Below are 21,122 nucleotides of genomic sequence, written 5' to 3' on the forward strand. Positions count from 1 at the left end.
ATGACCCTCCGCTCACGTCTGCTCACCGTTGCCGCAGCCGCCGCGATCGCCGTCGGCCTCTCGGCACCTGTCGCACACGCGGCTCCGCCTGCGGGACTGGGGTTCACCGGCGGAGCGCCGTTCCTGACGCTCGACGACGCCACGCTGAACAACGAACTCGGTGCCGGACGCGATATCGGTGCCTCGTGGGTACGGGTGGTCGTGAACTGGGCGGCCATCGAAACGGCACCGGGAGTGTTCGACTGGGGCAACACCGACCGCGTGATCAACGCCGCGACGGCGCAGGGCTATTCGGTACTGGCCGTACTGGGCGGCACCCCCGGCTGGGCTCAAGGCGGCATCGCTTCACCACTACCCGGCGCAGTTCCATTGGATCCCAATGCCTTCGGCGCATTCGCCGGCGCAGCGGCCGCCCACTTGGGCAATCGCGTCGACAGCTACGAGGTGTGGAACGAGCCCAACATCCCCACCTTCTTCGCACCCGTGGACGCTGCCCGCTACACGAGCATGCTGCGAGCGGCCTACCCCGCGATCCACAACGCCGACGCCGGGGCAACCGTTCTGAGCGCCGGCCTGGCGACCACCATCAACGCCGGAGCCTGGACCATCGCGCCGGTGACCTTCCTCCAGCAGATGTACGCAGCCGGAGCAGGCGGGTTCATGGACGCTGTCGCCCTGCATCCATATACCTTCCCCTTCACCGCCGAGAACGATCCCAACGGCCAATGGGCACAGGTGGATCAGGCCTACGGCACGATGGCGGCCAACGGCGACGGCGGCAAGAAGATCTGGATCACCGAGCTCGGCGCACCCACCGGAAACGGTCCGGGTGCCGTACCCGAGGATCTGCAAGCCTCCATCATCGGCTCGAGCCTGGCCAAGGCGTCGTCGCTCCCGTACGTGGGTCCGGTTTTCGTGCACTCCCTGCGTGACGCGGGAACCAATCTCGCTGACACCGAACAGAACTACGGACTACTGCGTTCGGACTTCAGCGCCAAGCCGGCATTCGACGTGGTGCGGGGATCGTAAGCTCTGCAATTTCTACTCCACTCTGGGCTTGCGTCGCGGTAGCCCGCCGGCTGAGGCGTCGAGTGGAGCGTTCTGTGCGGCTACTCTTTCGACATGCGCCGCGTCGGATCGTGTCTGCTTCTGATGAGTGTCGTTGTCGCGACCACATGGGCGTGTACCAATCTGAACCCGTTTGCCGACAGCGTCTCCTATCGGCCCGAGACAGCGAAGGTTGTCTCCTCCCCTGATTGTCTGGCCCAGAACATCTACACAGCATTGACGGGCTCGGGGCCGTGGGATCCGGCGTTGACGGCCGATGCCCCCGATCCGGGGTATCCGCCGGCGAATTTCCAGCCGGTTGCGGTGCTGCGATGCGAGCGAGGTGTCGACGAGTCCGGGGCAACGACGGTGGATTCGGTACGACTCGAAGGCAACATCGACGCCGTGGACGCTGCGTTCTCGGCGGATTCGGAGCGCTTCCCCGACAATGTGGTGGCATCGTGCGTGTATGCAATGGACCCACCAGTTGGCCTGTGGTTCGTCGACGAGGACGGTGAGGCGTTCCGACCGGCTTGGCCGGCAAGCCCGTGCGGACTCCAGAACGCGCCGATCGATGCACTTGCCGACCTCACCGAGGTTTCCCGGTCGTCTCACTCGACAGGCTACGACGGTCGCTACATCACGATGTGCGAATCCAGTCCTTACGTAGGCGGATTCGAGAACACAACACCGGAGGAGGTGGCCGCCGACGAGGAACGCAGGCATCCTCTCGACAGCACGGCGGTTCCGTCCTTGGTGATGCCGATAGACGATGTGGACCGCTTGCAATTGTGCACAGTCTCCACAGCGGCCGCGGAACCGCCGCCGGACGCCGGCGTCTCTGTTTCCGGGTCCCTGACGACCATGAACCGAGCGGACAGCGCCTCACTCGTCAGATCGGTGGCGAACGCACCTATCGCACGCGCGTGCAGTCAGCGCAGTACCCGCATTGCTTCCACCGAACTGCGCCGCCCGGACGGCTCGGGCCGATCCTTCGTGTCGTTCGAGCTGGACGGTTGCCAGCGTGCAGAGGGTTTCGGTCACTACCGCGAAATTCCAGCCGACGTGCTGACAACCCTGACGGCCCTGACAAGACCCGGCTAGACGTTCCTCGATCCACCGACCGTTCGCACTTCCTTACGGCGTGAGCACAGTTCGGCCCATGCGCGCGTGGCCGACCACCGAGACCCTGCCTCACGTGCGACCGAGCAATCTGGTCATGACTTGACACGGTTGGCTAATCCGATTAGCTTTTAGCTACATCAGTTAGCCACATCGATCCCGGAGCCCATCATGACCGAAATATTCGCCATCGGCGACCACACCCTCGCTTACGACCTGATCGGCGAGGGCCCACTCGTCGTCCTCGCCCACGGCATCGCAGACAGTCGACACTCGTACCGGTTCCTTGCGCCGGCACTGGCCGAGGCCGGCTACCGGGTTGCGAATGTCGACATTCGTGGTTGCGGCGAGTCCAGCCTCGGCTGGGAGGGCTACAGCCGGACAGACATCGCCGGTGACCTCGTTGCCCTCGTCCGCCACCTGGGCGGACCGGCCGTGATCATCGGCCAGTCGATCAGCGGTGGTGCCGCAACCATTGCCGCGGCGACCGCCCCCGACGTCATCGCCGGCGTCGTCGAGCTCGCACCGTTCACTCGCGCCGTCACCTATTCCTTCGGTGCACTGCTGACGAACAAGCGATACCGCAGCGCCACCATGCTGCTCGGCCGGACCATACTGACCGGCAGCCTCACTGCCTGGGAGAAGTACCTGGACCTCGCGTACCCGACCAAGCCCGTCGACTGGGACGGCGAGCTGGCCCGCATCGACACCGCTCTTCGTGAGCCCAGCCGGATGAAAGTTGTTCAGGCCATGTGCAAGTCCGCGCCCACCGATGCCGGTGCGCAACTGGGCAACGTCCACTGCCCGGTGCTCATCATCGAGGGCAGCGCCGATCCCGATTTCGCCGACCCCCGCGCCGAAGGCGACCGAATTATCGCCGACCTCCCCGCCGGTGTCGGCGAACTGGTCGTCCTCGACGGCGTCGGCCACTACCCGCACGCCCAGGCACCCAATGAGCTTCTCGCCGTTACGCTTCCATTCCTCGAAAGGGCACTGAACCATGCCTAGGGCCGGACTCGCTCCCGCGTCGGTCACCGAAGCCGGTGCCGAACTGGCCGACGAGGTCGGTTATGCCCAGATGTCGATGGGATTGCTTGCCGAACGACTCGGCGTCAAGACGCCCTCGCTCTACAAGCACGTCGACAATCTGGCCGATCTGGTGCATCGAGTTGCGGTGTTGGCCATGAACGAACTCGCCGACGCCATCCGCGACGCCACCCAGGGCCGCTCCGGCCGCGACGCCCTCGTCGCCGGAACCCACGCCATGCGCAACTACGCCAAAACCCACCCCGGCCGCTACGCCGCAGGCAATGCCGCCCAGATCACCGGACCCGACGACCCGATCATCGCAGCAGCCAACCGCGTCATGGACTCCTGGTCGGCGATGCTGCACGGATACCGAATCGATCCCGGCCAGCAAACTCACGCCATGCGCATGCTGCGCAGCCTGCTGCACGGTTTCGCCACCCTCGAAACTGCAGGCAGCTTTCAACTCGGCACCGACCTGGACAACAGCTTCGACTGGATGATCGACTTCGTCGATCAATCCCTCAGCCGCACTGGGTTTTCCGAGGCAGACTGAAGGGCATGCCGTTCGTTCGATCGGACAGCGGACCCGCGGTCGCATCGAACGATCGTTTCTCGCGGGCCGGATGCAGACATGGAACGTCGTTCCAGTTGTGGGAGGATCTGCGCGTGACCAAGACGAAGCCGGCATCTGCTCGACGTTCCGATGCACTCTCGAAAGAGCGCATCGTGCAGGCAGCGATCGAGATGCTCGACGAGGGTGGTACCGAGGCTTTGACTTTTCGCACCCTCGCCGCACACCTGTCGACCGGACCAGGAGCGCTGTATCACCATGTCGGCAACAGGGACGATCTGCTCGCGGCAGCGGCGGAAGCTGTCACGGCATCGGTCTTCGAGCCCTCGCCCGAAAACGCAGAATCGGGTGTTCGCGGCTTGATGATGCGAGTGTTCGACGTGATCACCACACGACCATGGGTGGCGACGCAACTCGCCGCCGCTCCGTGGCAGCCGGCCGTCTTGCAGCTGTTCGACCGCATCGGAACCGAACTCGACGCACGCGGAGTTCCGCTGAATGCGCAGTTCGACGCCGCGTCCGTGCTGCTGTACCACGCTATCGGGGTCGCGAGTCAGCGCGATGCCGGGATGGAACTGGCCGCCACGGTGACGGATCGGGTCGCATTTCTCGAATCCACGCGCACGGCGGTGACGGACACCGGCGACTATCCGTTCCTGGCCCGAATCGCGCCGCAATTCACAGGCCACGACGACCGAGAGCAGTTCAAGGCCGGTGTCGACATCATCCTGGCCGGCATCGACCGCGATTGAACCGGCCGTATCGCCCCTTACATTCCCTGCCCCGCTTGACAGTATTGGAACGCTGTTCCATTCTTGTATGGAACAGCGTTCCAAACAACGGCAGGAGACATCCATGAATTCATCCATCACCATCATCGGTGCAGGACTCGGCGGCCTTGTGCTCGCACGCGTACTGCATGTTCACGGAATTGCCGCCACGGTGTACGAGGCCGACGCCACGGCCGACGCCCGCACCCAAGGAGGGCAGCTCGATATCCACGAGAACGACGGGCAAGTCGCCCTCGCCGCAGCCGGACTCACCGCGCAGTTCCGCGCCATCATTCACGAGGGCGGCGAAGCGAGTCGCGTCCTACGCCCCAACGGCGAGGCTCTACTCGACGAACCCGACGACGGCACCGGTGGTCGACCAGAAGTACTGCGGGGCGACCTGCGACGCATTCTGCTCGACTCACTGCCGGCCGACACAGTGCAGTGGGGGCACAAGCTCACCTCCCTGCGCCCACTGGGCAATGGACAACACGAGATCGAGTTCGAGAACGGAACCACCACGGTCAGCGATCTGCTCGTCGGTGCCGACGGCGCGTGGTCACGAGTCCGATCCCTGCTCTCCGCCGCAACACCCGAGTACGTGGGCACCGTCTTCATCGAGACCTACCTCCACGACGTCGACGCACGTCACCCCGCCGCGGCCCGTGCAGTCGGTGGTGGCGCGATGTACGCCCTGACACCGGGTAAAGGCATCTCTGCGCATCGCGAGGCAGGCAATATCCTGCACACGTACGTTCAGCTCAACCGCAGCGCCGACTGGATCGACGCGATCGACTTCACCGACGCCGCCTCGGCCAAAACAACCGTCGCAGCCGAGTTCGATGGGTGGGCAACGGATTTGACGGCGTTGATCACCGACGGGGACACCGCACTGGTCCCCCGCAGAATATTCACGCTGCCCAACGACCACCGTTGGGATCACACCCCGGGAGTAACACTCTTGGGCGACGCCGCACACCTGATGCCTCCATCCGGAGACGGCGCAAATCTGGCGATGTTCGACGGTGCCGAACTCGGTCGCGCCATCTCCGATCACCGCGGCAACATCGACGCAGCCCTGCCCATCTACGAGCAGGCCATGTTCACGCGAAGTGAAGAGATGGCCGTCCAGGCACACGAAACGCTCGACCGATGCCTCGGGGAACGATCCCCGTTCGGATTGATCGACCTGATCACCGGCGTCACCAACGCGGCGTGATCACTTGTCGCCGAGTGCATTCCTACGCTGTCGATAGTTGGCGACGGCCCGTTGCGGACCGGTGACGGCGGCGGTCACCGATGCCCAGGTCGCCGTCACCGACCTCGGTGCCACGACGGGGCCACGTCGAAAGTCGGTGGCGGTCACACCCGAAGAAGGACGTCGCGTGTGAGCTCGAGCTGGCCGAGATGCTGGGCCAGCTCGCGCACCAGGTGTGTCAACACCCACTCCGGGGTGGCTGTTGCGAGCTCCGGGCGTGTGGAACCCATGACGGTCCGATCGCGAATCCCTTCGCGTAGTGCGACATCCACCCACTCGGGTAGACGCGCACTGACATCGTCGACCCGTGTGATCAGATCATCGACCCGACCTTCGGCCGTGAACTCGGCGGCGCGGTCCCGCGGGATTCTCAGGCCGGCGATCACCGAGCCTCCCCAGTGCTCGATCACGGCGACGCAGTGGAACACGATTGCGTACGGACTGTTGGCCCCCGGCAGTTCCGGTCTCGTGTTGGCGAGCTCGTCGCCCAGGCCCTTGAGGATGTCCGACATCGACGACAGGCTCTGGCCGGTGATCGCCAGAGTGGCGTCAGCGACGCGCCTTTCGACGTCGTCTTGCCGCGACGTCACCACGGGCACGGCTCGAAGTCTTCGAGCAAACAGCCGTACAAATCGATACCTGCTTCGTCCTGCACCACTGGACCGTACACCCGGGCCCCGCTGCCGCCCAGGGCCTATGGCCGAATGTGCTGTTCAGATGGTCTGCGCCGGACCGAGCTCACGGTCAAGTGCACAACGTAGAGCAACACAATCGGGTGAGAGTGGTTTAGATTAGGGCATCCAAACTCAGCTCGAGGAGGCTCGATGAATCCAGTGGTGAATCGGCGAACCGCGTTGTCGATGACGTTCGTGTCGGTCGCCGGTCTCGTCGTTGCCGGCTGCACCAACGGCTCGACGGAGAGCGTGGAGAATTCGGGCTCCGGTTCACATGCGGAGAACGGCGCGTTCCCCGTGACGATCGAGCACAAGCTCGGTTCGACGACCATCCAGACCGCTCCCACCCGTATCGCCGCCGTGGGCATCGGCGACTCCGACGTGCTGCTCTCGTTGGGTTTGACGCCCGTGCTGGTGCCGGTATGGAAGGGCTCGACCGACGACGGCATCGGTATCTGGGCCGAGCCGACCGTGCAGGGCGACGAACCGGTAGCACTGGCGAACGCCACGACCGAGTTCGACGTCGAGACGATCGCCGCCGCCGCACCCGACCTGATCATCGCCGTCAACAATGCGATCGACGAGGACGTCTATGCGCAGCTCAGTGCGATTGCGCCGACGGTGCTGCACGCTGCGGGTCAGACCGACTGGGTGCTGCCGTGGCAAGAAGTGACCACCAGAATCGGGCGCGCGGTGGGCTTGCCGAGCGCCGCTGAGGCCGAGGTCGATCGCGTCGAAGCCCTTGTAACGCAGGCTCGCACCGACAATCCACAGTTCGTCGGCAAGACGGCGGCGCTGGTGATCAGGTGGAGCGACGGTAAGTTACGCGCTTTCAGTCCGGACTCGGCGCGGGCGCAACTGTTGACTGCCCTCGGCTTCGAGCCTCCTGCCGCGTTGGCCTCCCGGTTCGAAGGCAAGCTCAACACCGAACTGTCTGCCGAGACCTACAGCCTTCTCGAATGTGATTACCTCTTCTTCGACAATTACGAACTGGCTCGCGAGTCGATGGAGTCGCAGGAGACTTTCACCAATCTTTCGGTCGTGCGTAGCGGTGGATTGATTGCACTGGATCCGATTGTCTCCGATGCAGTTTCGATGCCCAACCCGTTGACCATCCCGTTCGTGTTGTCGGCGTTCATCGACGACATCAAGGCAGTCGACGCGGCCAGATAGCGTCCGAGACGGAAGACCACACCCCGAGCACAAGCGCAGGCGCGGCGATGCAGCCGGCGACCACCAACCAAGGGGTCGCCGCTGCAACGCTACCGTCGTCCAGGCGATCGTAGAGATATCCGACGCCGATGGTGCCGATCAGCGACAGGCATCCGCCGATCGTGTTGAGCAGCCCGAAATGCGCACCGAGATAGCGCTCCCCGGCAATCCGGGCCAGGGTGTCTCGCATCGATGGCACCATCAACATCTGCCCCAGATGCAGTAGCGCGATCCACCCTGCAATCTGCACATACGGCCATACCGAATCGGTGACCTGCCCCGACCCGAGGGCTGGAACAACGAATGACGCTGCCATCACGGCCAATCCGACGGTCGTTGCAGCCCGCGATCCTATTTGCGTAGCAACCGCCACCATCGGCCGTTGACCGACGATCACCAAGACCGCTGCACCCACGTAGAACCATCCCAGCAGATCCTGCGAGCCGATGCGCAGCGAAAGTTGCTCGGGCAACATCAAATACAACTGAGCGAGCGCAACGAACTGCGCACTGCACAGGGTGGCCAGGACGACGTAGCGTCGGTTGCTCAACACCACACGCCAGACCCGGTTGATGGACGTGCCGACGACGCTGTCGGTTTCGACTGGCTTGGGGAACAGGAAGTAGAAGCCGATCCACATTCCGGCGAACAGAATCGCGGCCACTGCGGCAGATGCCGAGAACGGAAATACCAGGAGTACCGCTCCCAATGCGGGCCCCAGGACGGTTCCGAGTCGACTGCTCATCTGCTCGTAACCGAACAATTCGGTTCGCCTGATGACGCCCGCGTCTTCGAGCTGTCGTCCCATATCGGCGTTGGCCGACTCCACCGCCGGTGCGAACAGTGCTGCGGCGAAACCGATGAGCAGAATTCCGAAGATGACCGCGGCGAGACTGCTCGCAACCGCCAGCACAACGAACCCGAGGATTCGTATTGCTATGCCCCACAGAATGACCGGGCGTCTGCCGAATCGATCGGCGATGCTGCCGCCGAGAAAGAACATGCCTTGTTGACTGAACGTACGCAGACCCAACACGAGCCCGACGATCCAACTCGCGAAGCCGAGCTCCTCGGACAGATGCACCGCGAGAAACGGAACCACCAGATAGAAACCGACATTGAACAACACCATCGATGCCAGGACAAGCTTGACCACCGACGGAAGGTCTCGTAGACGACCTGACGCCGACGCACCACCGAGTCCAGGGTTGATCGTCACGAACGTCGACACTACTGGCGCGTCGTTCCGCACGGTCTCCTCAGCTTAGGAGGGCTTCGCACGCTGGTACTGCCCACTTCGTCAGGCGTGCGACAGACGCACGTTGCCTCCCACCTATGCGCGCCCAGGACACGGCGGGTCACGTTCCCCGCTGCGAGTAGGTCATCCAACCGGGCGCTACCTGAACCAATGGGCCGTAGTGGCGAGGGTCCGGTGTGCACCGAGCGGTGTAGAGCCAGCCGGATCGCGACAACGTGTTGCTGCGTTTGCTGTCTGTGAAAGACACGCAGTTGTCAGATTCGACGCGTACAGGAGACAAAGAAACGTCGCTGATTCGGATCGAGCCGATGCGCTGTATGTGCCTGTTTAGCATGGATTCCGCGAGGCTTTCCATGTGAGTTCTGGCGCGATCGAAGTCTTGGTCTACCGGCCTGTCGATTGCAACGAATGCCACAGCAGCGGCCACGATCAACAGCGGCGCAATCACACTCGGCCACGGCCAATGCCGATTCGACGTGAGATAGCGGTGAAGACGATAAGCCCACACCACGCCGACAACGATGAGGCCTGCAACCGCCAGCCACACGATCACCAAGTCGAGGAACAGATTCCACGGTGGGCGATAGTCCCACCACTCGAATCGATTCCCTGCGAGAAGTGCGAGAAATACAACCGTCGCCGAGGCGGTGCCGATCCCCGGCCGACGCCGCGTCACCCGGGTGGTGCCTTCTGCCATGACTTCACCTTCCTGGTTCAACTCGGCGAAAAACCGCCCACATCCATGGAGATCCACAAGAGGCCCACTAACCCGTAGACCGCGGTGAAAGATCCGACGGCACACACGCTCACCCAAATCGACGGGCGTGCAGCCCACACGATCAGTCCGTAGCAGCCGTACACGGCGATCGGCGGAAGCAACCAGGTCAGCCAATACGTAAGAGGTACGTCAGGCGCGCTCGCGCCCCGATCCCTGACCGGCACGGAGGAGATCGACGGAAGATCCGGTGCCACTCTCAGTGCCCACACGGCACCCACAACACCCAGAGCACCGCCGACGACAAGGGCGACCACCGTCAGGAGCAACTCCAGAAGTTCACGGTTGGTTTCGCCCCGATCTTTATTGTGCACGTGGCCAGACTAGGACCTGACCGTCCGCACTCGGTCATGATGGACCGGTGCCGACTACCGATCCGTTCCACGCCCTCGTACTGATGAACGCAGTATTCGCCTCTGCAGCATGGTGTCTGGCCAGGCCCTCGTGGCCCGCCGCCACGTCGCTGAGTGTTGCCTCGATTTTGTGGCTGTTCTTCAACACCCCCATCGAAGGCGCAGTGTTGTATGTGGTCGACGCCGACACAGGCGTGACCGAGTCGGACTTCATCACGGTTGCGGGGTTGGTCCTCGCTGCGGTCACGATCGCCAGGGTCCGGCGCGGCCAGCGCGGCTCGTCGCCGACAATGTAGTCCTCCAGATGGATGCGCTGCCGTGCACTCGATGATTGACTCTCACCCGGAAGGGAGCAGTCCAATGAGTGGGTCCATCAACCGAAGTCGCAGCTCGATCGTTGTGTTGGCCTGTGCAGGAGCGGCATTGGTGGCCGCATTCGTTCTCGGGCCAGCCGCGCTGCTGCGCGGACGCTATCCACAGTTCCAGGATCAATCGACCATGAGCGACCTACTCGGCCGCGGCTTGGTCGAGTACTGGGCCAGCGGAGTCCGCACCTTTCCTCCTGGCTTGGCGGAGATGGTGGACTACTGGTTCGAGTGGCACGCCATCAAGATCGTCATCTCGGTGTTGCTGACGGTAGTTCTGGGTTTGCTCGCGGCCGCCCTGTGGAGGCGATCCCTGACGGCCGGTACGGGATATGTCATCGCAGCGGCCAGTACCACTGTGCTGTCACTGTTTTCGGTGTTTCTGGCGGTGCTCAACACGCAGTCGACTGCCGCACCCGTCGTTGCCCTCCTACCGATGCTTTCGGATGACAATGCGGACGGACAGACAGCGCAGTCGATGATCGAGAATGGTGTGCGGAACGGGGAGGACGGGCCGCCGCTGATCACGTTGCTCGAACAGGTCGAGCACTACAACTGGTCGATGCTCGTCTCGACTGTCGTGGTGATCGCAGTCGTCGGTGGCGCAACCGCTCTCGCATTCCGTCGCTACACATCGACCAACAGCGCCAACCGCTCGCACCGTCGCATGTTCGTCGTGCTCGGGTCGCTCGGCACGGTGATGACAATTGTGATGACGCTGATGTTGGTTGCCGCCATCGTGGCGGTGATCGATCCGGGAGAAGCCCTGCTCGGCGCTGTCGGCCTCTGACTCTACTGCCGGCTGCGATCGCGGGCACGCGTACGGAATTGGCCGATTGCGAGGACGATCAGCGCAACCCCCAAAACGGTGAGAGGGACTTGGGCGCGGAGCGCGTGGATATCGAGTAAGAGAATCTGCCACACCACCCACCCGATGGTCACCAACCCCACGCACGCGACATACACCGCAGCTTCGGAGGCGTCGACCAGCACGGCAGCCACGCAGATCAATGGTCCGAGACCGAGGAAAATCAGCACGAACAACCCGGAGATGCGGTAGTCCCACGTATGCCACGCAGGGAGCATTCCGACATTCAAGCCCAAGGACCGCCCCGTGGGATCGGAGGTCAACGACAGTCCGTTGAACGTCCCGGCTGCACCCAGCAGGATCAGCAGTGCCACCGTCGAGAGTTTGTTCACGGTGACATCATGTGTTCGTCGTCCTCCGGTTGTGGCCGAGACCCAGCGCATCTCCGTCGATTCTGCCAGAACGAGGCCACTCGGTCTTGTTCTATTCGAGCAGAAGGGGAATGTCGTGCGTTGGTTGACTCACGGGCGGTGGGGATACGTCGTTTCTTCCGGACTTCCGCTGGCCGCAGTACTCCTGATCATCTACGGCTGGGCCGCGGCCCTCATCCTCACCGTGTTCACCATCGTCAGCGCAGCGTTGTATGCCCTGTTCATCGACCGACCTCGCGAACAGCGAGACCGATAGGCGTCTGATCGTTCCGGCCCGTGTCATCCACCGACATGCGGCGGTCGCCTATCACTCCCGAGTGCGTCGTGCAGTTCCCCGAGAAGCCGTCGCAGTAACGATTCCAGTTGATCCCTCTCTCGTTCAGAGAGGTTTTCGAGCAATTCGGCTTCCCGCCCGAGAACCTCGTCCACGAGACGTTCGACCGCGCGATGACCCGACTCGGTGAGTTCGACGTCCACCTGGCGCGTTCGATCCGCACGCGAATGCCGAACGACCAAGCCCTGCTGTTCCGCGCGATCGACGCGCTGGGTGATCGCGCCGGCCGTGACGAGAGCTGCGTCGGCAAGTTCCCGGGTGCTGAGCCGGTAGGGAGGGCCGCTCCGACGGAGCGTCGACAACAGGTCGAGGATGGCGGAATCGGCACCGGACTGCCGCAGAAGACGAGTTCGGTCGTCACCGAACAGCTTGGCGGCGTGCGTAATTCGAGTGACGATCGGAATCGAATCGACGGGGGTGTCGGGGCGCTCACGCGTCCACGCGAGGGCGATCGCGTCGATGGGGTCGTCCGGGTCGAGATTGGGCATCTGTCGCTCCCCTGATGTCGTGGCATGTAGTCTCGTTTAGGTCTAAACAAGACTACAACGTCGAGGAGATCGAAATGACACGAACAGTAGTGGTAACCGGAGGCGGCACCGGTATCGGACAAGCGATAGCAGCCCGGTTCGCAGGAAACGGTGCCCGCGTGATCATTACAGGCCGGCGGCAATCCGTGCTCGAACACGCAGCCGGAGAAATTACCGGAAACGTCGAGGTGGCACGCTTCGACGCAACGGACGCAGACGCCGTGACGGCATTCGCAGCAGGCGTCGGACCCGTCGACGTACTGGTCAACAACGCCGGTGGCAACACCGACTTCGACCGGACGGCACCTAACAGCCTCGGCGAGGTCGCCGATTCATGGCGCGCGAACTACGAATCCAACGTGATCACCGCCGTACTGATGACCACCGGCCTGCTTTCGCACATGAACGACGGCGGCGCTGTCGTCACCATCGGCTCGATAGCCGCCGACAAAGGCTCGGGCTCCTACGGCGCAGCCAAAGCTGCCATCGCGTCGTGGAACATCGACCTGGCGCGTCAACTCGGTGCCCGATCCATCACCGCGAATGTCGTTGCGCCCGGGTACATCGCAGACACCGAATTCTTCAGAGATGTGCTGACACATGAGGCCAAGGACGGCCTCGCCTCACCGGCCATGACCGGCCGCGCCGGAGCACCGCGAGACATAGCCGAGATGGTGGAATTCTTGGCCTCGGATCGCGCCCGTCAGATCACCGCCCAAACCATCGCCGTCAACGGCGGCGAGTGGCCGACTCGATAGAAGACCGGATCGGGGAGTTGGCGGGCGTTGCCACTACCGCTTCTCGTCGAGCGCAAAGTGCGGGAGCTATTGTGCCGCGACCAATTCCCCGATCAGGCGGGTGACGGCCTCGGGTCGCTCCAGTGTGGAGCTGTGACCACAATTGTCCAGGAGCACGAATCGCGCATTCGAGATCTGCGCAGCGATGGCACGCCCTCGCTTGGGCGGCGTCGGCTTGTCGTCGGCACCGGACACCACCAGGGTTGGTGCCGTGATTGCACGGAGCTCGGCGGCAACGGACTGACGCACCACCACCGCGTGAATCGCCGACGCCAAAGCGGCTCTGTCACACTGCGATAGCTGCGTCATCCAGTCCTCGATCAGGTCCGCACTGCGCGGGGACGAGCGGAACGCGGACCCGAACATCGTGTTGACCACTGCGCCACGGACCGGCGCAATACCCGCGAGACGCACGACCATGGCCAGCGCTTCGTCCTCAACCATCGCACGCAGTACCTCACCGTCCGCCGAGGTGTTCAGCAGGGTCAGCGACGCCACCAGGTCCGGACGCCTCGCCGCCAGACGCATACCGACGAACCCACCCATCGACAGGCCGACCCAGTGGACGGCACCGACTCCGAGATGTTCGACGACTGCCACGGCATCCCCGTAGAGGGCATCCATCGAGTAGCCGCTGGGGGCAGCAGGCGAGCGCCCCTGACCGCGCCAGTCGATGGCAACGCAGCGATACCGATGACGAAGCACCTCGATTTGCGCGTCGAACATCCAGCCGCTGAACAACAATCCGTGCCCGAACACGATGGTCGGAGCCGCGGGGTCTGCGCTGGGCGCACCGGTGTCGGTGAAGGCAATAGTTGCCCCGTCGCGGCAGATGGTCGTCATGGTTTCTCACCCTACGGTGCGGGCTCTGTTCAGCAGTTATGCTCTGCCCGAACCTCACTGGACCGAGTCGACGAACGGACCCGCCCATGACCGAAGCCCCGCAGAAGCACAACGCCGGAATGTACGTGCTCTACGGAGTGGTCGCCGGTCTACTGGCCGGCGTCATCATCGGCACGCTGATCGACAACGTCGCAATAGGCATCGGGGTCGGCATCTTTCTCGGTGCCCTGGCGTCGTCGATCGTCATCGCTCGACTCGACCACAAGAAGGGCTCCCAGTAAGCACAATCGAGTGCAGCTGACCGCGGTGAGCGCGGTCAGCTGCACCCGATCCTCTGCGTTCCACGTTCTTGCCTGAGCATCGAATCTCGGGCCGCATCTGTCGGTTCACACAGGGCTGAGTCTTGCTCGCAGCAAACAGAATTCGTTGCCCTCCGGATCGGCGAGCACGTCCCACGACTCCTGGCCGGTCTGACCGACATCGACTTTCCGCGCGCCGAGTGCGAGAAGTCGTTCGAGTTCCGCGTCCTGATCGCGGTCCGTTGCACTCACGTCGATGTGCAACCGGGGCTTCGCCTTCTCGGGGTTCTCGCTGGGACTGAGGATGATGGTCGGCTGCGTGCCACCGAAACCGTCGCGCGCGCCGATCTCCACCGAACCGTCACCCTCCCTGTCCAGCACTACGAAGTCCAACACCTCGCACCAGAACGTCGCCAATGCCTCCGGATCGCGACAATCGAGGACGAGCTCACTGATTCGACATGCCATTCGCGCGAATCTACACGGGCGAACAATTGTCTTTCGCAGCAACGAATGGACGCAGCTGTGCGCTATGCCGCGGGGTACGGCGTCCACTCCAGCTGACTTCGCTCGGAATCGGGTGCAGCTGACCGCGGTGAGCGCGGTCAGCTGCACCCGATTGCGACGTTCTGCTGCGACACCGAGCGACTACCGTGAGCAAATGGACGGCTATACGCCGCTTCGGGCCTCGGCTGCCCTGCTGGCGTCGTTCTCGTAGCGCACGGCTCACGAGAGATTCTCCACTCCCGGCTCCACCAGCGGGATCCCCCTGCGCATGTCTGCGCACCGAACGTAGAGCCCTTGCGTTATATGCACTCGCTATGCAATATTTGCAACACCGCTCCGCATCCGCCGAGCTCACCGTTGAGGAGGCCCCATGATCACAGTGACCAGTGCCGCGGGTGGTGTCGGTCGCTTGCTCGTCCGACAGCTCGCCATGCAAGACGTGCCAGTTCGGGCGGTGGTCAAGAACGCCACGCAAGCTCAGACCACCCGCAAGGACGGGGCCGTCGAGGTCGTCGTAGGTGATCTCAGATTGGAAGACACGCTTCGCGCAGCCTTGGCCGGGGCCGATGTCCTCTACCACGCCGCGCCGACCCAGATCATCGACGAGAAGCCCATCATCGATCACCTGATCGAGCTGGGACCAGCAAACGGGTTGCAGCACATAGTTTTCCATTCCGTGATTCATCCGAACCTGCATCAGCTGACGCACCATCACCAGAAAGACATCGCCGAAGGAATACTGCAGAAGAGTGGAATCCCCACCACGGTACTCAGACCGTCGCACTACATGCAGAACTACCTGGAAGTGTGGGAATTCCTGCAGGCCGGAGTGATGCCGTACCCGGTCTCACCGGACAGCGTCATGGGCGTGGTCGATGTCGCCGACGTCGCCGAAGCGGCCGCGAACATCCTCGTCGACCCATCACCGCATACCGGGCGCGTCTACGACCTGTCCACAGTGGAACTTACCCGACACGAGATGGCGTGGATCTGGTCCGACGTACTCGGCCACCGGGTCACCGCCATTCGAATCCCCCCATCGTCGTTGACGAACTCACTCAGCGTGCTGCCCGCACTGGCGTCGGTCGTCGGGCATGCAGTGCAATCGACGAAACTGAACTCCATCGGCCACCTCGTTCGCGGTGCCAAGGCCGCGTCGAACCCTCGTGACATGAAGAATTGGCCGGCCGATGCGCGCGAGGCGTACCGCACGATGATGACCCACTACGACGGCCACGGCCTACCGGCCGGAGACCTGAAGGTTCTTCCGACTCTGCTCGGTCACACACCGACGTCGTACGAGGAATTCGCACGCCGCTCGGCCGCCGAGCTCGGGCGCACGCCCGCCGGCTCGGGCCGATGAACCTCCGAGGTTCTCGCTACCGACCTGGACGCTCCTTGGTGACCGGGGCAAGCTCGGGAATCGGTGCCGAGTTCGCTCGAGCACTGGCCGCACGAGGCTCCGATCTCGTACTGGTCGCACGACGACAAGACCGTCTGACCACCCTGGCGCAGGAGCTCGAGCGAAGTCACGGAATCCATTGCCGCACAGTGGCCTGGGACCTGTCGGAGGAATCGAGCGGACGACGACTGCGCGAAGTCGTCCCCGAGCAGATCGACCTCGTGGTCAACAATGCAGGGTTCGCCGTACAGGGACCGTTTGCCGACGGCGATGCCGACGACTTCGAGCGCCTCATCGCCGTCGACATTCGCGCTGTCGTGGATATCTGCTCGGCGTTCCTTCCCGATATGATCGATCGCTCGACCGGCACCATCGTCAACGTCGCCAGCACGACTGCGTTCCAACCTGTTCCGTCGCTCGCGGTGTACGCGGCCGCCAAAGCATTCGTCCTGAGATTCAGCCAGTCCCTCTGGTACGAAGCAGCACAACACGGAGTCAGAGTGTTCGCGCTCAATCCGGGCCCGACCCGCACGGAATTCTTCGACGTCATCGGAGATTCGGCAACCGCGACCGGCAGCTACCAGACCGCCGCCGACGTCGTGGCCACCGCGATGCGCACACTCGATGCCAGACGGTCGCGCCCGCAGGTGATCTCGGGCCGGCAAAACACCGTTCAGGCCATCGCGGCGGGTCTCGTCCCCGCACGGGTTCTACTGCCCACCCTCGCCCGGATGCTCCACTAGGTTCGGGCCGGACTCGGCACCTGACGAGGAATGTAGTGTCACGAACATGGCCAGGGTCTCCAGATTCACACTCGCCGATCGGCAGGACGCGGTCGCCCGTGCTTTCGGCGGTTCCGAGAGCCCGGCGACCGTGGCCACCTCACTGGGCATTCACACCACGACGCTCTATCGATGGGCCGGATCTTCGGCTACCGACGAACCCGGGCCCGCAACGGCCCGATTGATCGAGGCCACCCAGGAACTGTTGCGGGACGCTGACTACGCGGACATCACGATCGAAAGTGTCGCTCTCCGCTGCGGTCTCGCGCCGAGAACCGCGTTTCACCACTTCCCCACCAAACGTGAACTATTCCAGGCCGCCGTCGACGACGCCGCCACCGTCCTGATCGGGCGCATTCACGAGAAATCGGCAGCCGCCACTTGGCCCGGCACCCCACTCGAGCAGCTGCGGACATTTCTGAGCATCGCGGCAGCGAGCATCTACGACACCCCGCGCACTCACGTACTGTTCCGCAATCTCGGAGTACCGAAATCCGAGGGTTCGGCAGAACGCTGGCACGACAGTTTCGTCGACGCGATCGCCCAACTGCTCCGCTCTGCCGCAGAAGCAGAGCAAATCGACAGTCACACAGATGTATTGGCAGCAGCACACCTGCTCACCGGTGCCATGCGGGGAATACACACTGCGGTATTCGAAGGCGTTGATGCCGCCACCGCGCTCGGCCTGGTCGAGAGAGTTCACCTCCTGATCCCACCTCGATGACAGTCGGTGTGAGGTGAACACCGTCCGGGATACCTGCAGCTCGGCCGTCGAACTGCAGCACACCTTCGTCTTCGGTCGGCACAACAGGGTGGCCCGGATATCGAACCCGGACCACCCTGCACGACGCGATCTCAGACGAGGACGACTCCCGCGAACACTGCGACACCGACGAGCACGGCACCCGTGAATGCCTGCACACGACGGTCGAGAACACACATGAGCGACAGGAAACCGGGCATCGACCCGCCCCGACGGGTGTGCGCGATTGCCAATGCGCTCGGCATGCAGCGGCCGAGTGAGACGGTCACGAACAACGCCGCACCCAGTGCGGGCGAGCCGATTGCCGCCACACCCAGCGCCATGAGGTAGTACGCGCTCGACCGGATGTAGATCAGAAATCCGGGCCCGACGATGGCACCGAAGAGCAGCGACACCTTCCACGGTTCCATGCTTCGACGCAGATGCCGCGGCAACTGCCTGCGCCGCATGGGAGTCGGCATCGAGACCAGTCCCAGTTCGTGCAGCCCGTAGGCGAGTGCCAGGGCCGCCAACACCCCGAGCATCGCGGCAACCGGAACAGCACCCGAGACGATTCCGCCGACAGCACCGATCGCGGCACCCGTCACGGAGCCGGTGACGACGGAACCCAGTGCGTGCCAGCCGAGTCGGCGGACGGGCGTCGACGAACCCTTACGACCGGGTTGCTTGGGTGCTACGACAACCCCGGCGACGGACATTCCGCACGTCGACCAGTTCGCCGCGAGTGCGGTGACGGCTCCCGCTGCGACGACGACGGCGGCCAGACCGGACGCGGCCGTCGGTGTGAACGCGAGCGCTGCGCCTGCTCCGACCGCAGCGGCGGCGGAAATCAGAACGGTGCGAGCGCCGAGCCGAACCGAACTCTGCAGAGTCGGCCTGATCTGGGGCATATCCTGTTGCAGCGCAGTGTGATCGATGATCGTGGTCATGGATACCTCCTCGATTTCTGTGGCGGTGCACATCAGCCGACGTGAACCGTTCCGGACATGTACGGGTGAATCGAGCAGTGATACTCCACGTCACCCGGCGTGTCGAACGTGAACCGAAACGTGCTGTCTCCGTTGACACCACTGTCGAACACGCCGTCGGCGTGAACTTCGTGGAGGAGACCACCATCGTCGAACTGCCACTCGACGGTGCCCCCGACGGGGATGCTCACCTCCTGCGGGTCGAACCGGACGTTACTGATGAGCACACTGGCGTCGATGTCGGGTGTCGACGAGCATCCGGTGGCCAACACCAGGATCGACACCGCGACGGATCCTCTCACCCCTCGACGATGACCGTGCCGAGCATCATCGGGTGCGGTGTGCAGTGATAGTCGAATGTGCCTGCCTCCTCGAAGGTGTAGGAGTAGCTGCCTTCTGTCAGCAGTTCGCTCTTGAAGGTCTCGTCACCGGATTCGACGACGTCGTGGGGCAGACCGTTGTCGTCGAAAATCCACTCGACGGTCTCGCCCTTCTCGATGGTCACCGATGCCGGGCTGTAGCTCATGTTCTCGACACGGACGGTCGCTGCCGGAGCATCGCTTCCCGAGTCGCCGCTGCATGCTGTCAGGCCCAGCAGCGCAACCAGTGCCGCGACCAGAACAAGTATCTTCTTCATGGGTTACCTCTCATCTGATGTACATCAAGTTCGCCGTCATACCGGCCTCGAAGTGATAGGCATTGTGGCAGTGGAACATCCACTCGCCGGGATTGTCTGCATCGAACTCGATCGCCAACGAGGATCCCGGCAGGACGTTGACGGTGTCTCGGCGCAGCCCGCCGTAGTCCGGAACGGAAAACGTGTGTCCGTGCGTGTGCATCGGATGCCACATCGACGACGTGTTGTTCATCGTGATGCGGATCCGCTCACCCTGCTTCATGACGAGTTTGCCCGCATCTGCTCCTGCCATGGCCCACACGTAGCGGTCGCCCGCCTGCAGGAGATCGACAGAGAATTCACGATCGGGTCGTCTGTCGGTCAGCTTGGACTTCTCGGCCGGCCGGAGCTCACTCTCCAGAACGAGCTCGCGCTTCAACTCCGAAATCGAGCCGCCCACATCGGGATTCGTCAAGGGCGCAGCGTCCGTGCTGCGCAGTACCGTCGAAGCGTAGCCGGGCCGACCCTCGACGGCGGCCACCATCGGCCATGCACCGGAGGACACGGTCAGCACCACGTCGTACCGCTGCGCCATCCCGATGAGAATCGCATCGGTCTCGACCGGCACCACGTCGAAGCCGTCGACCGCAACGATCGTCATGCGATGCCCGGCCACGGCGAACCGATACGGTGTTTCCGCTCCCGCGTTGATGATTCGGAGTCGCAGTCGAGAACCGGGTGCGGCCTCGACAACGGCTGGATCGTTCGGAGGTCGACCGTTGATCAGATGCAGCGGATAGGCGATGTGCTGCGTCATCCCACCGAGCACCTCGGAGTCACCGTGCCCACTCGCGGTCAACGACGCTGCGACCGTGGCTTCGTCGGCACCGATCGGAGCTGGAGCAGCTGCTCCGCCGTGACCGGCATGCCCGCCGCCGTGCAGGTCCGGATTCAGCGCGGCCATGACAGCCTCGGGTGTGGTTCCCAGGCCGTCGACCCAGTCGTCGAGTACGAGCACCGCATCGGCGTCTGCGCCGGTGCCGTCGTTCGGATCCTCCACGATAAGCGCCCCGAACAATCCGCGATCGGCTTGGAGACCGGAATGCGAGTGGTACCAATATGTTCCAGGATCAGGCGCGACGAAGGCGTAATCGAACGTGCTGCCCGGCACTATCGGCTGCTGCGTCACCGGTGGCACGCCGTCCATGTCGTTGCGAATCCGGATGCCGTGCCAGTGGATACTCGTGTCGTTCGACAAGGAGTTGGTGACCGATGCGCGCATCGTGTCGCCTGCGGTGAGTCGCAACTCCGGCGCCACAGCACCGGTTCCGTACGTCCAGGTGTTCACCAGCCGCCCGCCCAGGTCCACTGCTGCCGGACCGGCCGCCAGGGCGTAGGTAGCCGTCCTGCCCGAGGCTGCGCGTGCAGCCTCGGCCGCAGCGACCTCGGGGTCGGTGGGCTTGATGTAGTCGAGCTTGTCGGTGGATCCGGACGCAGTATCGGACGACGTGCTGCATCCGGCGGCTCCGAGCGCCCCGATTCCCGCCAAGCCGACGCCCGCTGTCGCAAGCGACAGGAAACGGCGTCGGCCCAGCATCGACCGAGTGTCCG

28 protein-coding genes are annotated in these 21,122 nt (G+C 63.6%); 15 read left to right on the plus strand and 13 right to left on the minus strand.

Annotation, left to right across the window (positions count from 1 at the left end; translation table 11 throughout):
• The 6 genes from ACNEOT_RS19565 (at position 1) to ACNEOT_RS19590 (ending at position 5,758) form a co-directional block, all read left to right on the plus strand.
• A complete protein-coding gene (locus tag ACNEOT_RS19565) occupies positions 1 to 1,029 on the plus strand; it encodes a hypothetical protein (protein WP_415976102.1) in 1,029 nt (342 codons plus the stop codon).
• A gap of 93 nt (positions 1,030 to 1,122) precedes the next feature.
• Complete coding sequence (locus ACNEOT_RS19570) at positions 1,123 to 2,151, plus strand: hypothetical protein (RefSeq protein ID WP_415976103.1); 1,029 nt, start codon at positions 1,123 to 1,125, stop codon at positions 2,149 to 2,151.
• A 189-nt stretch (positions 2,152 to 2,340) separates the two neighbouring features.
• A complete protein-coding gene (locus ACNEOT_RS19575) occupies positions 2,341 to 3,177 on the plus strand; it encodes an alpha/beta fold hydrolase (protein WP_415976105.1) in 837 nt (278 codons plus the stop codon).
• Positions 3,170 to 3,751 (plus strand): TetR/AcrR family transcriptional regulator, encoded by a 582-nt coding sequence (locus ACNEOT_RS19580; RefSeq protein WP_415976107.1) that lies wholly within the window; start codon positions 3,170 to 3,172, stop codon positions 3,749 to 3,751. Before ACNEOT_RS19575 ends, ACNEOT_RS19580 begins: the two co-directional genes overlap by 8 nt.
• A gap of 113 nt (positions 3,752 to 3,864) precedes the next feature.
• On the plus strand, positions 3,865 to 4,521 hold the full coding sequence (locus ACNEOT_RS19585) for a TetR/AcrR family transcriptional regulator (protein WP_415976109.1): 657 nt from the start codon (positions 3,865 to 3,867) through the stop codon (positions 4,519 to 4,521).
• A gap of 103 nt (positions 4,522 to 4,624) precedes the next feature.
• Positions 4,625 to 5,758 carry an FAD-dependent oxidoreductase gene (locus ACNEOT_RS19590; RefSeq protein WP_415976112.1) on the plus strand — a complete coding sequence of 378 codons (1,134 nt, stop codon included), beginning with the start codon at positions 4,625 to 4,627 and terminating at the stop codon, positions 5,756 to 5,758.
• Here the strand turns inward: ACNEOT_RS19590 and ACNEOT_RS19595 are convergent, their stop codons facing one another.
• Both ACNEOT_RS19595 and ACNEOT_RS19600 read right to left on the minus strand, forming a co-directional pair.
• Positions 5,759 to 5,905 carry a hypothetical protein gene (locus ACNEOT_RS19595; RefSeq protein ID WP_415976114.1) on the minus strand — a complete coding sequence of 49 codons (147 nt, stop codon included), beginning with the start codon at positions 5,903 to 5,905 and terminating at the stop codon, positions 5,759 to 5,761. It lies immediately after the preceding gene.
• Positions 5,902 to 6,396 carry a DinB family protein gene (locus tag ACNEOT_RS19600; RefSeq protein ID WP_415976115.1) on the minus strand — a complete coding sequence of 165 codons (495 nt, stop codon included), beginning with the start codon at positions 6,394 to 6,396 and terminating at the stop codon, positions 5,902 to 5,904. Before ACNEOT_RS19600 ends, ACNEOT_RS19595 begins: the two co-directional genes overlap by 4 nt.
• 225 nt (positions 6,397 to 6,621) lie before the next feature.
• On the opposite strand from ACNEOT_RS19600, the gene ACNEOT_RS19605 reads away from it, so the two are divergent.
• Positions 6,622 to 7,644: an ABC transporter substrate-binding protein gene (locus tag ACNEOT_RS19605; RefSeq protein WP_415976116.1), complete on the plus strand. Its 1,023-nt coding sequence runs from the start codon at positions 6,622 to 6,624 to the stop codon at positions 7,642 to 7,644.
• Here the strand turns inward: ACNEOT_RS19605 and ACNEOT_RS19610 are convergent.
• From ACNEOT_RS19610 to ACNEOT_RS19620, 3 genes are all read right to left on the minus strand, one after another.
• Complete coding sequence (locus ACNEOT_RS19610; RefSeq protein ID WP_415976118.1) at positions 7,619 to 8,902, minus strand: MFS transporter; 1,284 nt, start codon at positions 8,900 to 8,902, stop codon at positions 7,619 to 7,621. The two genes, ACNEOT_RS19605 and ACNEOT_RS19610, sit on opposite strands and share 26 nt — an antisense overlap.
• A gap of 139 nt (positions 8,903 to 9,041) precedes the next feature.
• Positions 9,042 to 9,638: a hypothetical protein gene (locus tag ACNEOT_RS19615; RefSeq protein ID WP_415976120.1), complete on the minus strand. Its 597-nt coding sequence runs from the start codon at positions 9,636 to 9,638 to the stop codon at positions 9,042 to 9,044.
• Positions 9,639 to 9,655: 17 nt separating this feature from the next.
• Complete coding sequence (locus tag ACNEOT_RS19620; protein WP_415976121.1) at positions 9,656 to 10,030, minus strand: hypothetical protein; 375 nt, start codon at positions 10,028 to 10,030, stop codon at positions 9,656 to 9,658.
• Between the two features lie 47 nt (positions 10,031 to 10,077).
• Here ACNEOT_RS19620 and ACNEOT_RS19625 point away from each other — a divergent pair, with 47 nt between their 5' ends.
• Together ACNEOT_RS19625 and ACNEOT_RS19630 are read left to right on the plus strand one after the other, a co-directional pair.
• Positions 10,078 to 10,365, plus strand: coding sequence for a hypothetical protein (locus ACNEOT_RS19625; protein ID WP_415976122.1), 288 nt, complete (start codon positions 10,078 to 10,080; stop codon positions 10,363 to 10,365).
• A 64-nt stretch (positions 10,366 to 10,429) separates the two neighbouring features.
• The gene (locus tag ACNEOT_RS19630) at positions 10,430 to 11,224 is read left to right on the plus strand and encodes a hypothetical protein (RefSeq protein ID WP_415976123.1); all 795 of its coding nucleotides are present in this window, start codon (positions 10,430 to 10,432) and stop codon (positions 11,222 to 11,224) included.
• Positions 11,225 to 11,226: 2 nt separating this feature from the next.
• On the opposite strand, the gene ACNEOT_RS19635 is transcribed toward ACNEOT_RS19630, so the two are convergent.
• Complete coding sequence (locus tag ACNEOT_RS19635) at positions 11,227 to 11,634, minus strand: hypothetical protein (RefSeq protein WP_415976124.1); 408 nt, start codon at positions 11,632 to 11,634, stop codon at positions 11,227 to 11,229.
• A 31-nt stretch (positions 11,635 to 11,665) separates the two neighbouring features.
• Here ACNEOT_RS19635 and ACNEOT_RS19640 point away from each other — a divergent pair, with 31 nt between their 5' ends.
• The gene (locus ACNEOT_RS19640) at positions 11,666 to 11,929 is read left to right on the plus strand and encodes a hypothetical protein (RefSeq protein ID WP_415976125.1); all 264 of its coding nucleotides are present in this window, start codon (positions 11,666 to 11,668) and stop codon (positions 11,927 to 11,929) included.
• Positions 11,930 to 11,952: 23 nt separating this feature from the next.
• Here ACNEOT_RS19640 and ACNEOT_RS19645 read toward each other — a convergent pair whose 3' ends face one another.
• Positions 11,953 to 12,495, minus strand: coding sequence for a MarR family winged helix-turn-helix transcriptional regulator (locus tag ACNEOT_RS19645; RefSeq protein ID WP_415976126.1), 543 nt, complete (start codon positions 12,493 to 12,495; stop codon positions 11,953 to 11,955).
• Positions 12,496 to 12,569: 74 nt separating this feature from the next.
• Here ACNEOT_RS19645 and ACNEOT_RS19650 point away from each other — a divergent pair, with 74 nt between their 5' ends.
• Positions 12,570 to 13,292, plus strand: a complete 723-nt coding sequence (locus ACNEOT_RS19650) for an SDR family NAD(P)-dependent oxidoreductase (protein ID WP_415976128.1) — start codon at positions 12,570 to 12,572, stop codon at positions 13,290 to 13,292.
• A 66-nt stretch (positions 13,293 to 13,358) separates the two neighbouring features.
• On the opposite strand, the gene ACNEOT_RS19655 is transcribed toward ACNEOT_RS19650, so the two are convergent.
• Complete coding sequence (locus ACNEOT_RS19655; RefSeq protein WP_415976130.1) at positions 13,359 to 14,174, minus strand: alpha/beta fold hydrolase; 816 nt, start codon at positions 14,172 to 14,174, stop codon at positions 13,359 to 13,361.
• A gap of 86 nt (positions 14,175 to 14,260) precedes the next feature.
• Between ACNEOT_RS19655 and ACNEOT_RS19660 the strand changes: the two genes are divergently transcribed.
• Positions 14,261 to 14,455, plus strand: a complete 195-nt coding sequence (locus tag ACNEOT_RS19660; protein WP_415976131.1) for a hypothetical protein — start codon at positions 14,261 to 14,263, stop codon at positions 14,453 to 14,455.
• Positions 14,456 to 14,560: 105 nt separating this feature from the next.
• On the opposite strand, the gene ACNEOT_RS19665 is transcribed toward ACNEOT_RS19660, so the two are convergent.
• Entirely contained in the window at positions 14,561 to 14,941 is a 381-nt protein-coding gene (locus tag ACNEOT_RS19665) for a VOC family protein (RefSeq protein ID WP_415976132.1), read from the minus strand.
• A 409-nt stretch (positions 14,942 to 15,350) separates the two neighbouring features.
• Here ACNEOT_RS19665 and ACNEOT_RS19670 point away from each other — a divergent pair, with 409 nt between their 5' ends.
• The 3 genes from ACNEOT_RS19670 to ACNEOT_RS19680 are packed head-to-tail and all read left to right on the plus strand — an operon-like array spanning position 15,351 to position 17,888.
• Positions 15,351 to 16,343, plus strand: a complete 993-nt coding sequence (locus ACNEOT_RS19670; RefSeq protein WP_415976134.1) for an SDR family oxidoreductase — start codon at positions 15,351 to 15,353, stop codon at positions 16,341 to 16,343.
• Between the two features lie 38 nt (positions 16,344 to 16,381).
• Positions 16,382 to 17,125 (plus strand): SDR family NAD(P)-dependent oxidoreductase, encoded by a 744-nt coding sequence (locus ACNEOT_RS19675; RefSeq protein WP_415976136.1) that lies wholly within the window; start codon positions 16,382 to 16,384, stop codon positions 17,123 to 17,125.
• Between the two features lie 46 nt (positions 17,126 to 17,171).
• Positions 17,172 to 17,888: a TetR family transcriptional regulator gene (locus ACNEOT_RS19680; protein WP_415976138.1), complete on the plus strand. Its 717-nt coding sequence runs from the start codon at positions 17,172 to 17,174 to the stop codon at positions 17,886 to 17,888.
• 131 nt (positions 17,889 to 18,019) lie between these two features.
• On the opposite strand, the gene ACNEOT_RS19685 is transcribed toward ACNEOT_RS19680, so the two are convergent.
• From ACNEOT_RS19685 to ACNEOT_RS19700, 4 genes are read right to left on the minus strand one after another with little or no spacing between them, the layout of a single operon-like run.
• Complete coding sequence (locus ACNEOT_RS19685) at positions 18,020 to 18,856, minus strand: methylamine utilization protein (protein WP_415976139.1); 837 nt, start codon at positions 18,854 to 18,856, stop codon at positions 18,020 to 18,022.
• Between the two features lie 32 nt (positions 18,857 to 18,888).
• Positions 18,889 to 19,197 carry a biphenyl 2,3-dioxygenase gene (locus tag ACNEOT_RS19690; RefSeq protein WP_415976141.1) on the minus strand — a complete coding sequence of 103 codons (309 nt, stop codon included), beginning with the start codon at positions 19,195 to 19,197 and terminating at the stop codon, positions 18,889 to 18,891.
• Positions 19,194 to 19,532, minus strand: a complete 339-nt coding sequence (locus ACNEOT_RS19695; protein ID WP_415976142.1) for a plastocyanin/azurin family copper-binding protein — start codon at positions 19,530 to 19,532, stop codon at positions 19,194 to 19,196. The genes ACNEOT_RS19690 and ACNEOT_RS19695 overlap by 4 nt, the downstream gene beginning before the upstream one ends.
• A gap of 10 nt (positions 19,533 to 19,542) precedes the next feature.
• Entirely contained in the window at positions 19,543 to 21,108 is a 1,566-nt protein-coding gene (locus ACNEOT_RS19700; RefSeq protein WP_415976372.1) for a multicopper oxidase family protein, read from the minus strand.
• Positions 21,109 to 21,122: the final 14 nt, after the last annotated feature.

The organism is Rhodococcus sp. 077-4, assembly GCF_047782425.1.
Classification (GTDB): Bacteria; Actinomycetota; Actinomycetes; order Mycobacteriales; family Mycobacteriaceae; genus Rhodococcoides.

What these genes read in the sequence shown, in the direction of transcription:
- ACNEOT_RS19575 (WP_415976105.1), top strand. Translation starts at nt 2,341, where the DNA reads ATGACCGAAATATTCGCCATCGGCGACCACACCCTCGCTTACGACCTG.
- ACNEOT_RS19580 (WP_415976107.1), top strand. Translation starts at nt 3,170, where the DNA reads ATGCCTAGGGCCGGACTCGCTCCCGCGTCGGTCACCGAAGCCGGTGCC.
- ACNEOT_RS19650 (WP_415976128.1), top strand. Translation starts at nt 12,570, where the DNA reads ATGACACGAACAGTAGTGGTAACCGGAGGCGGCACCGGTATCGGACAA.
- ACNEOT_RS19665 (WP_415976132.1), bottom strand. Translation starts at nt 14,941, where the DNA reads ATGGCATGTCGAATCAGTGAGCTCGTCCTCGATTGTCGCGATCCGGAG.
- ACNEOT_RS19615 (WP_415976120.1), bottom strand. Translation starts at nt 9,638, where the DNA reads ATGGCAGAAGGCACCACCCGGGTGACGCGGCGTCGGCCGGGGATCGGC.
- ACNEOT_RS19630 (WP_415976123.1), top strand. Translation starts at nt 10,430, where the DNA reads ATGAGTGGGTCCATCAACCGAAGTCGCAGCTCGATCGTTGTGTTGGCC.
- ACNEOT_RS19565 (WP_415976102.1), top strand. Translation starts at nt 1, where the DNA reads ATGACCCTCCGCTCACGTCTGCTCACCGTTGCCGCAGCCGCCGCGATC.
- ACNEOT_RS19695 (WP_415976142.1), bottom strand. Translation starts at nt 19,532, where the DNA reads ATGAAGAAGATACTTGTTCTGGTCGCGGCACTGGTTGCGCTGCTGGGC.
- ACNEOT_RS19570 (WP_415976103.1), top strand. Translation starts at nt 1,123, where the DNA reads ATGCGCCGCGTCGGATCGTGTCTGCTTCTGATGAGTGTCGTTGTCGCG.
- ACNEOT_RS19680 (WP_415976138.1), top strand. Translation starts at nt 17,172, where the DNA reads ATGGCCAGGGTCTCCAGATTCACACTCGCCGATCGGCAGGACGCGGTC.
- ACNEOT_RS19655 (WP_415976130.1), bottom strand. Translation starts at nt 14,174, where the DNA reads ATGACGACCATCTGCCGCGACGGGGCAACTATTGCCTTCACCGACACC.
- ACNEOT_RS19685 (WP_415976139.1), bottom strand. Translation starts at nt 18,856, where the DNA reads ATGACCACGATCATCGATCACACTGCGCTGCAACAGGATATGCCCCAG.
- ACNEOT_RS19605 (WP_415976116.1), top strand. Translation starts at nt 6,622, where the DNA reads ATGAATCCAGTGGTGAATCGGCGAACCGCGTTGTCGATGACGTTCGTG.
- ACNEOT_RS19660 (WP_415976131.1), top strand. Translation starts at nt 14,261, where the DNA reads ATGACCGAAGCCCCGCAGAAGCACAACGCCGGAATGTACGTGCTCTAC.
- ACNEOT_RS19700 (WP_415976372.1), bottom strand. Translation starts at nt 21,108, where the DNA reads ATGCTGGGCCGACGCCGTTTCCTGTCGCTTGCGACAGCGGGCGTCGGC.
- ACNEOT_RS19670 (WP_415976134.1), top strand. Translation starts at nt 15,351, where the DNA reads ATGATCACAGTGACCAGTGCCGCGGGTGGTGTCGGTCGCTTGCTCGTC.
- ACNEOT_RS19645 (WP_415976126.1), bottom strand. Translation starts at nt 12,495, where the DNA reads ATGCCCAATCTCGACCCGGACGACCCCATCGACGCGATCGCCCTCGCG.
- ACNEOT_RS19590 (WP_415976112.1), top strand. Translation starts at nt 4,625, where the DNA reads ATGAATTCATCCATCACCATCATCGGTGCAGGACTCGGCGGCCTTGTG.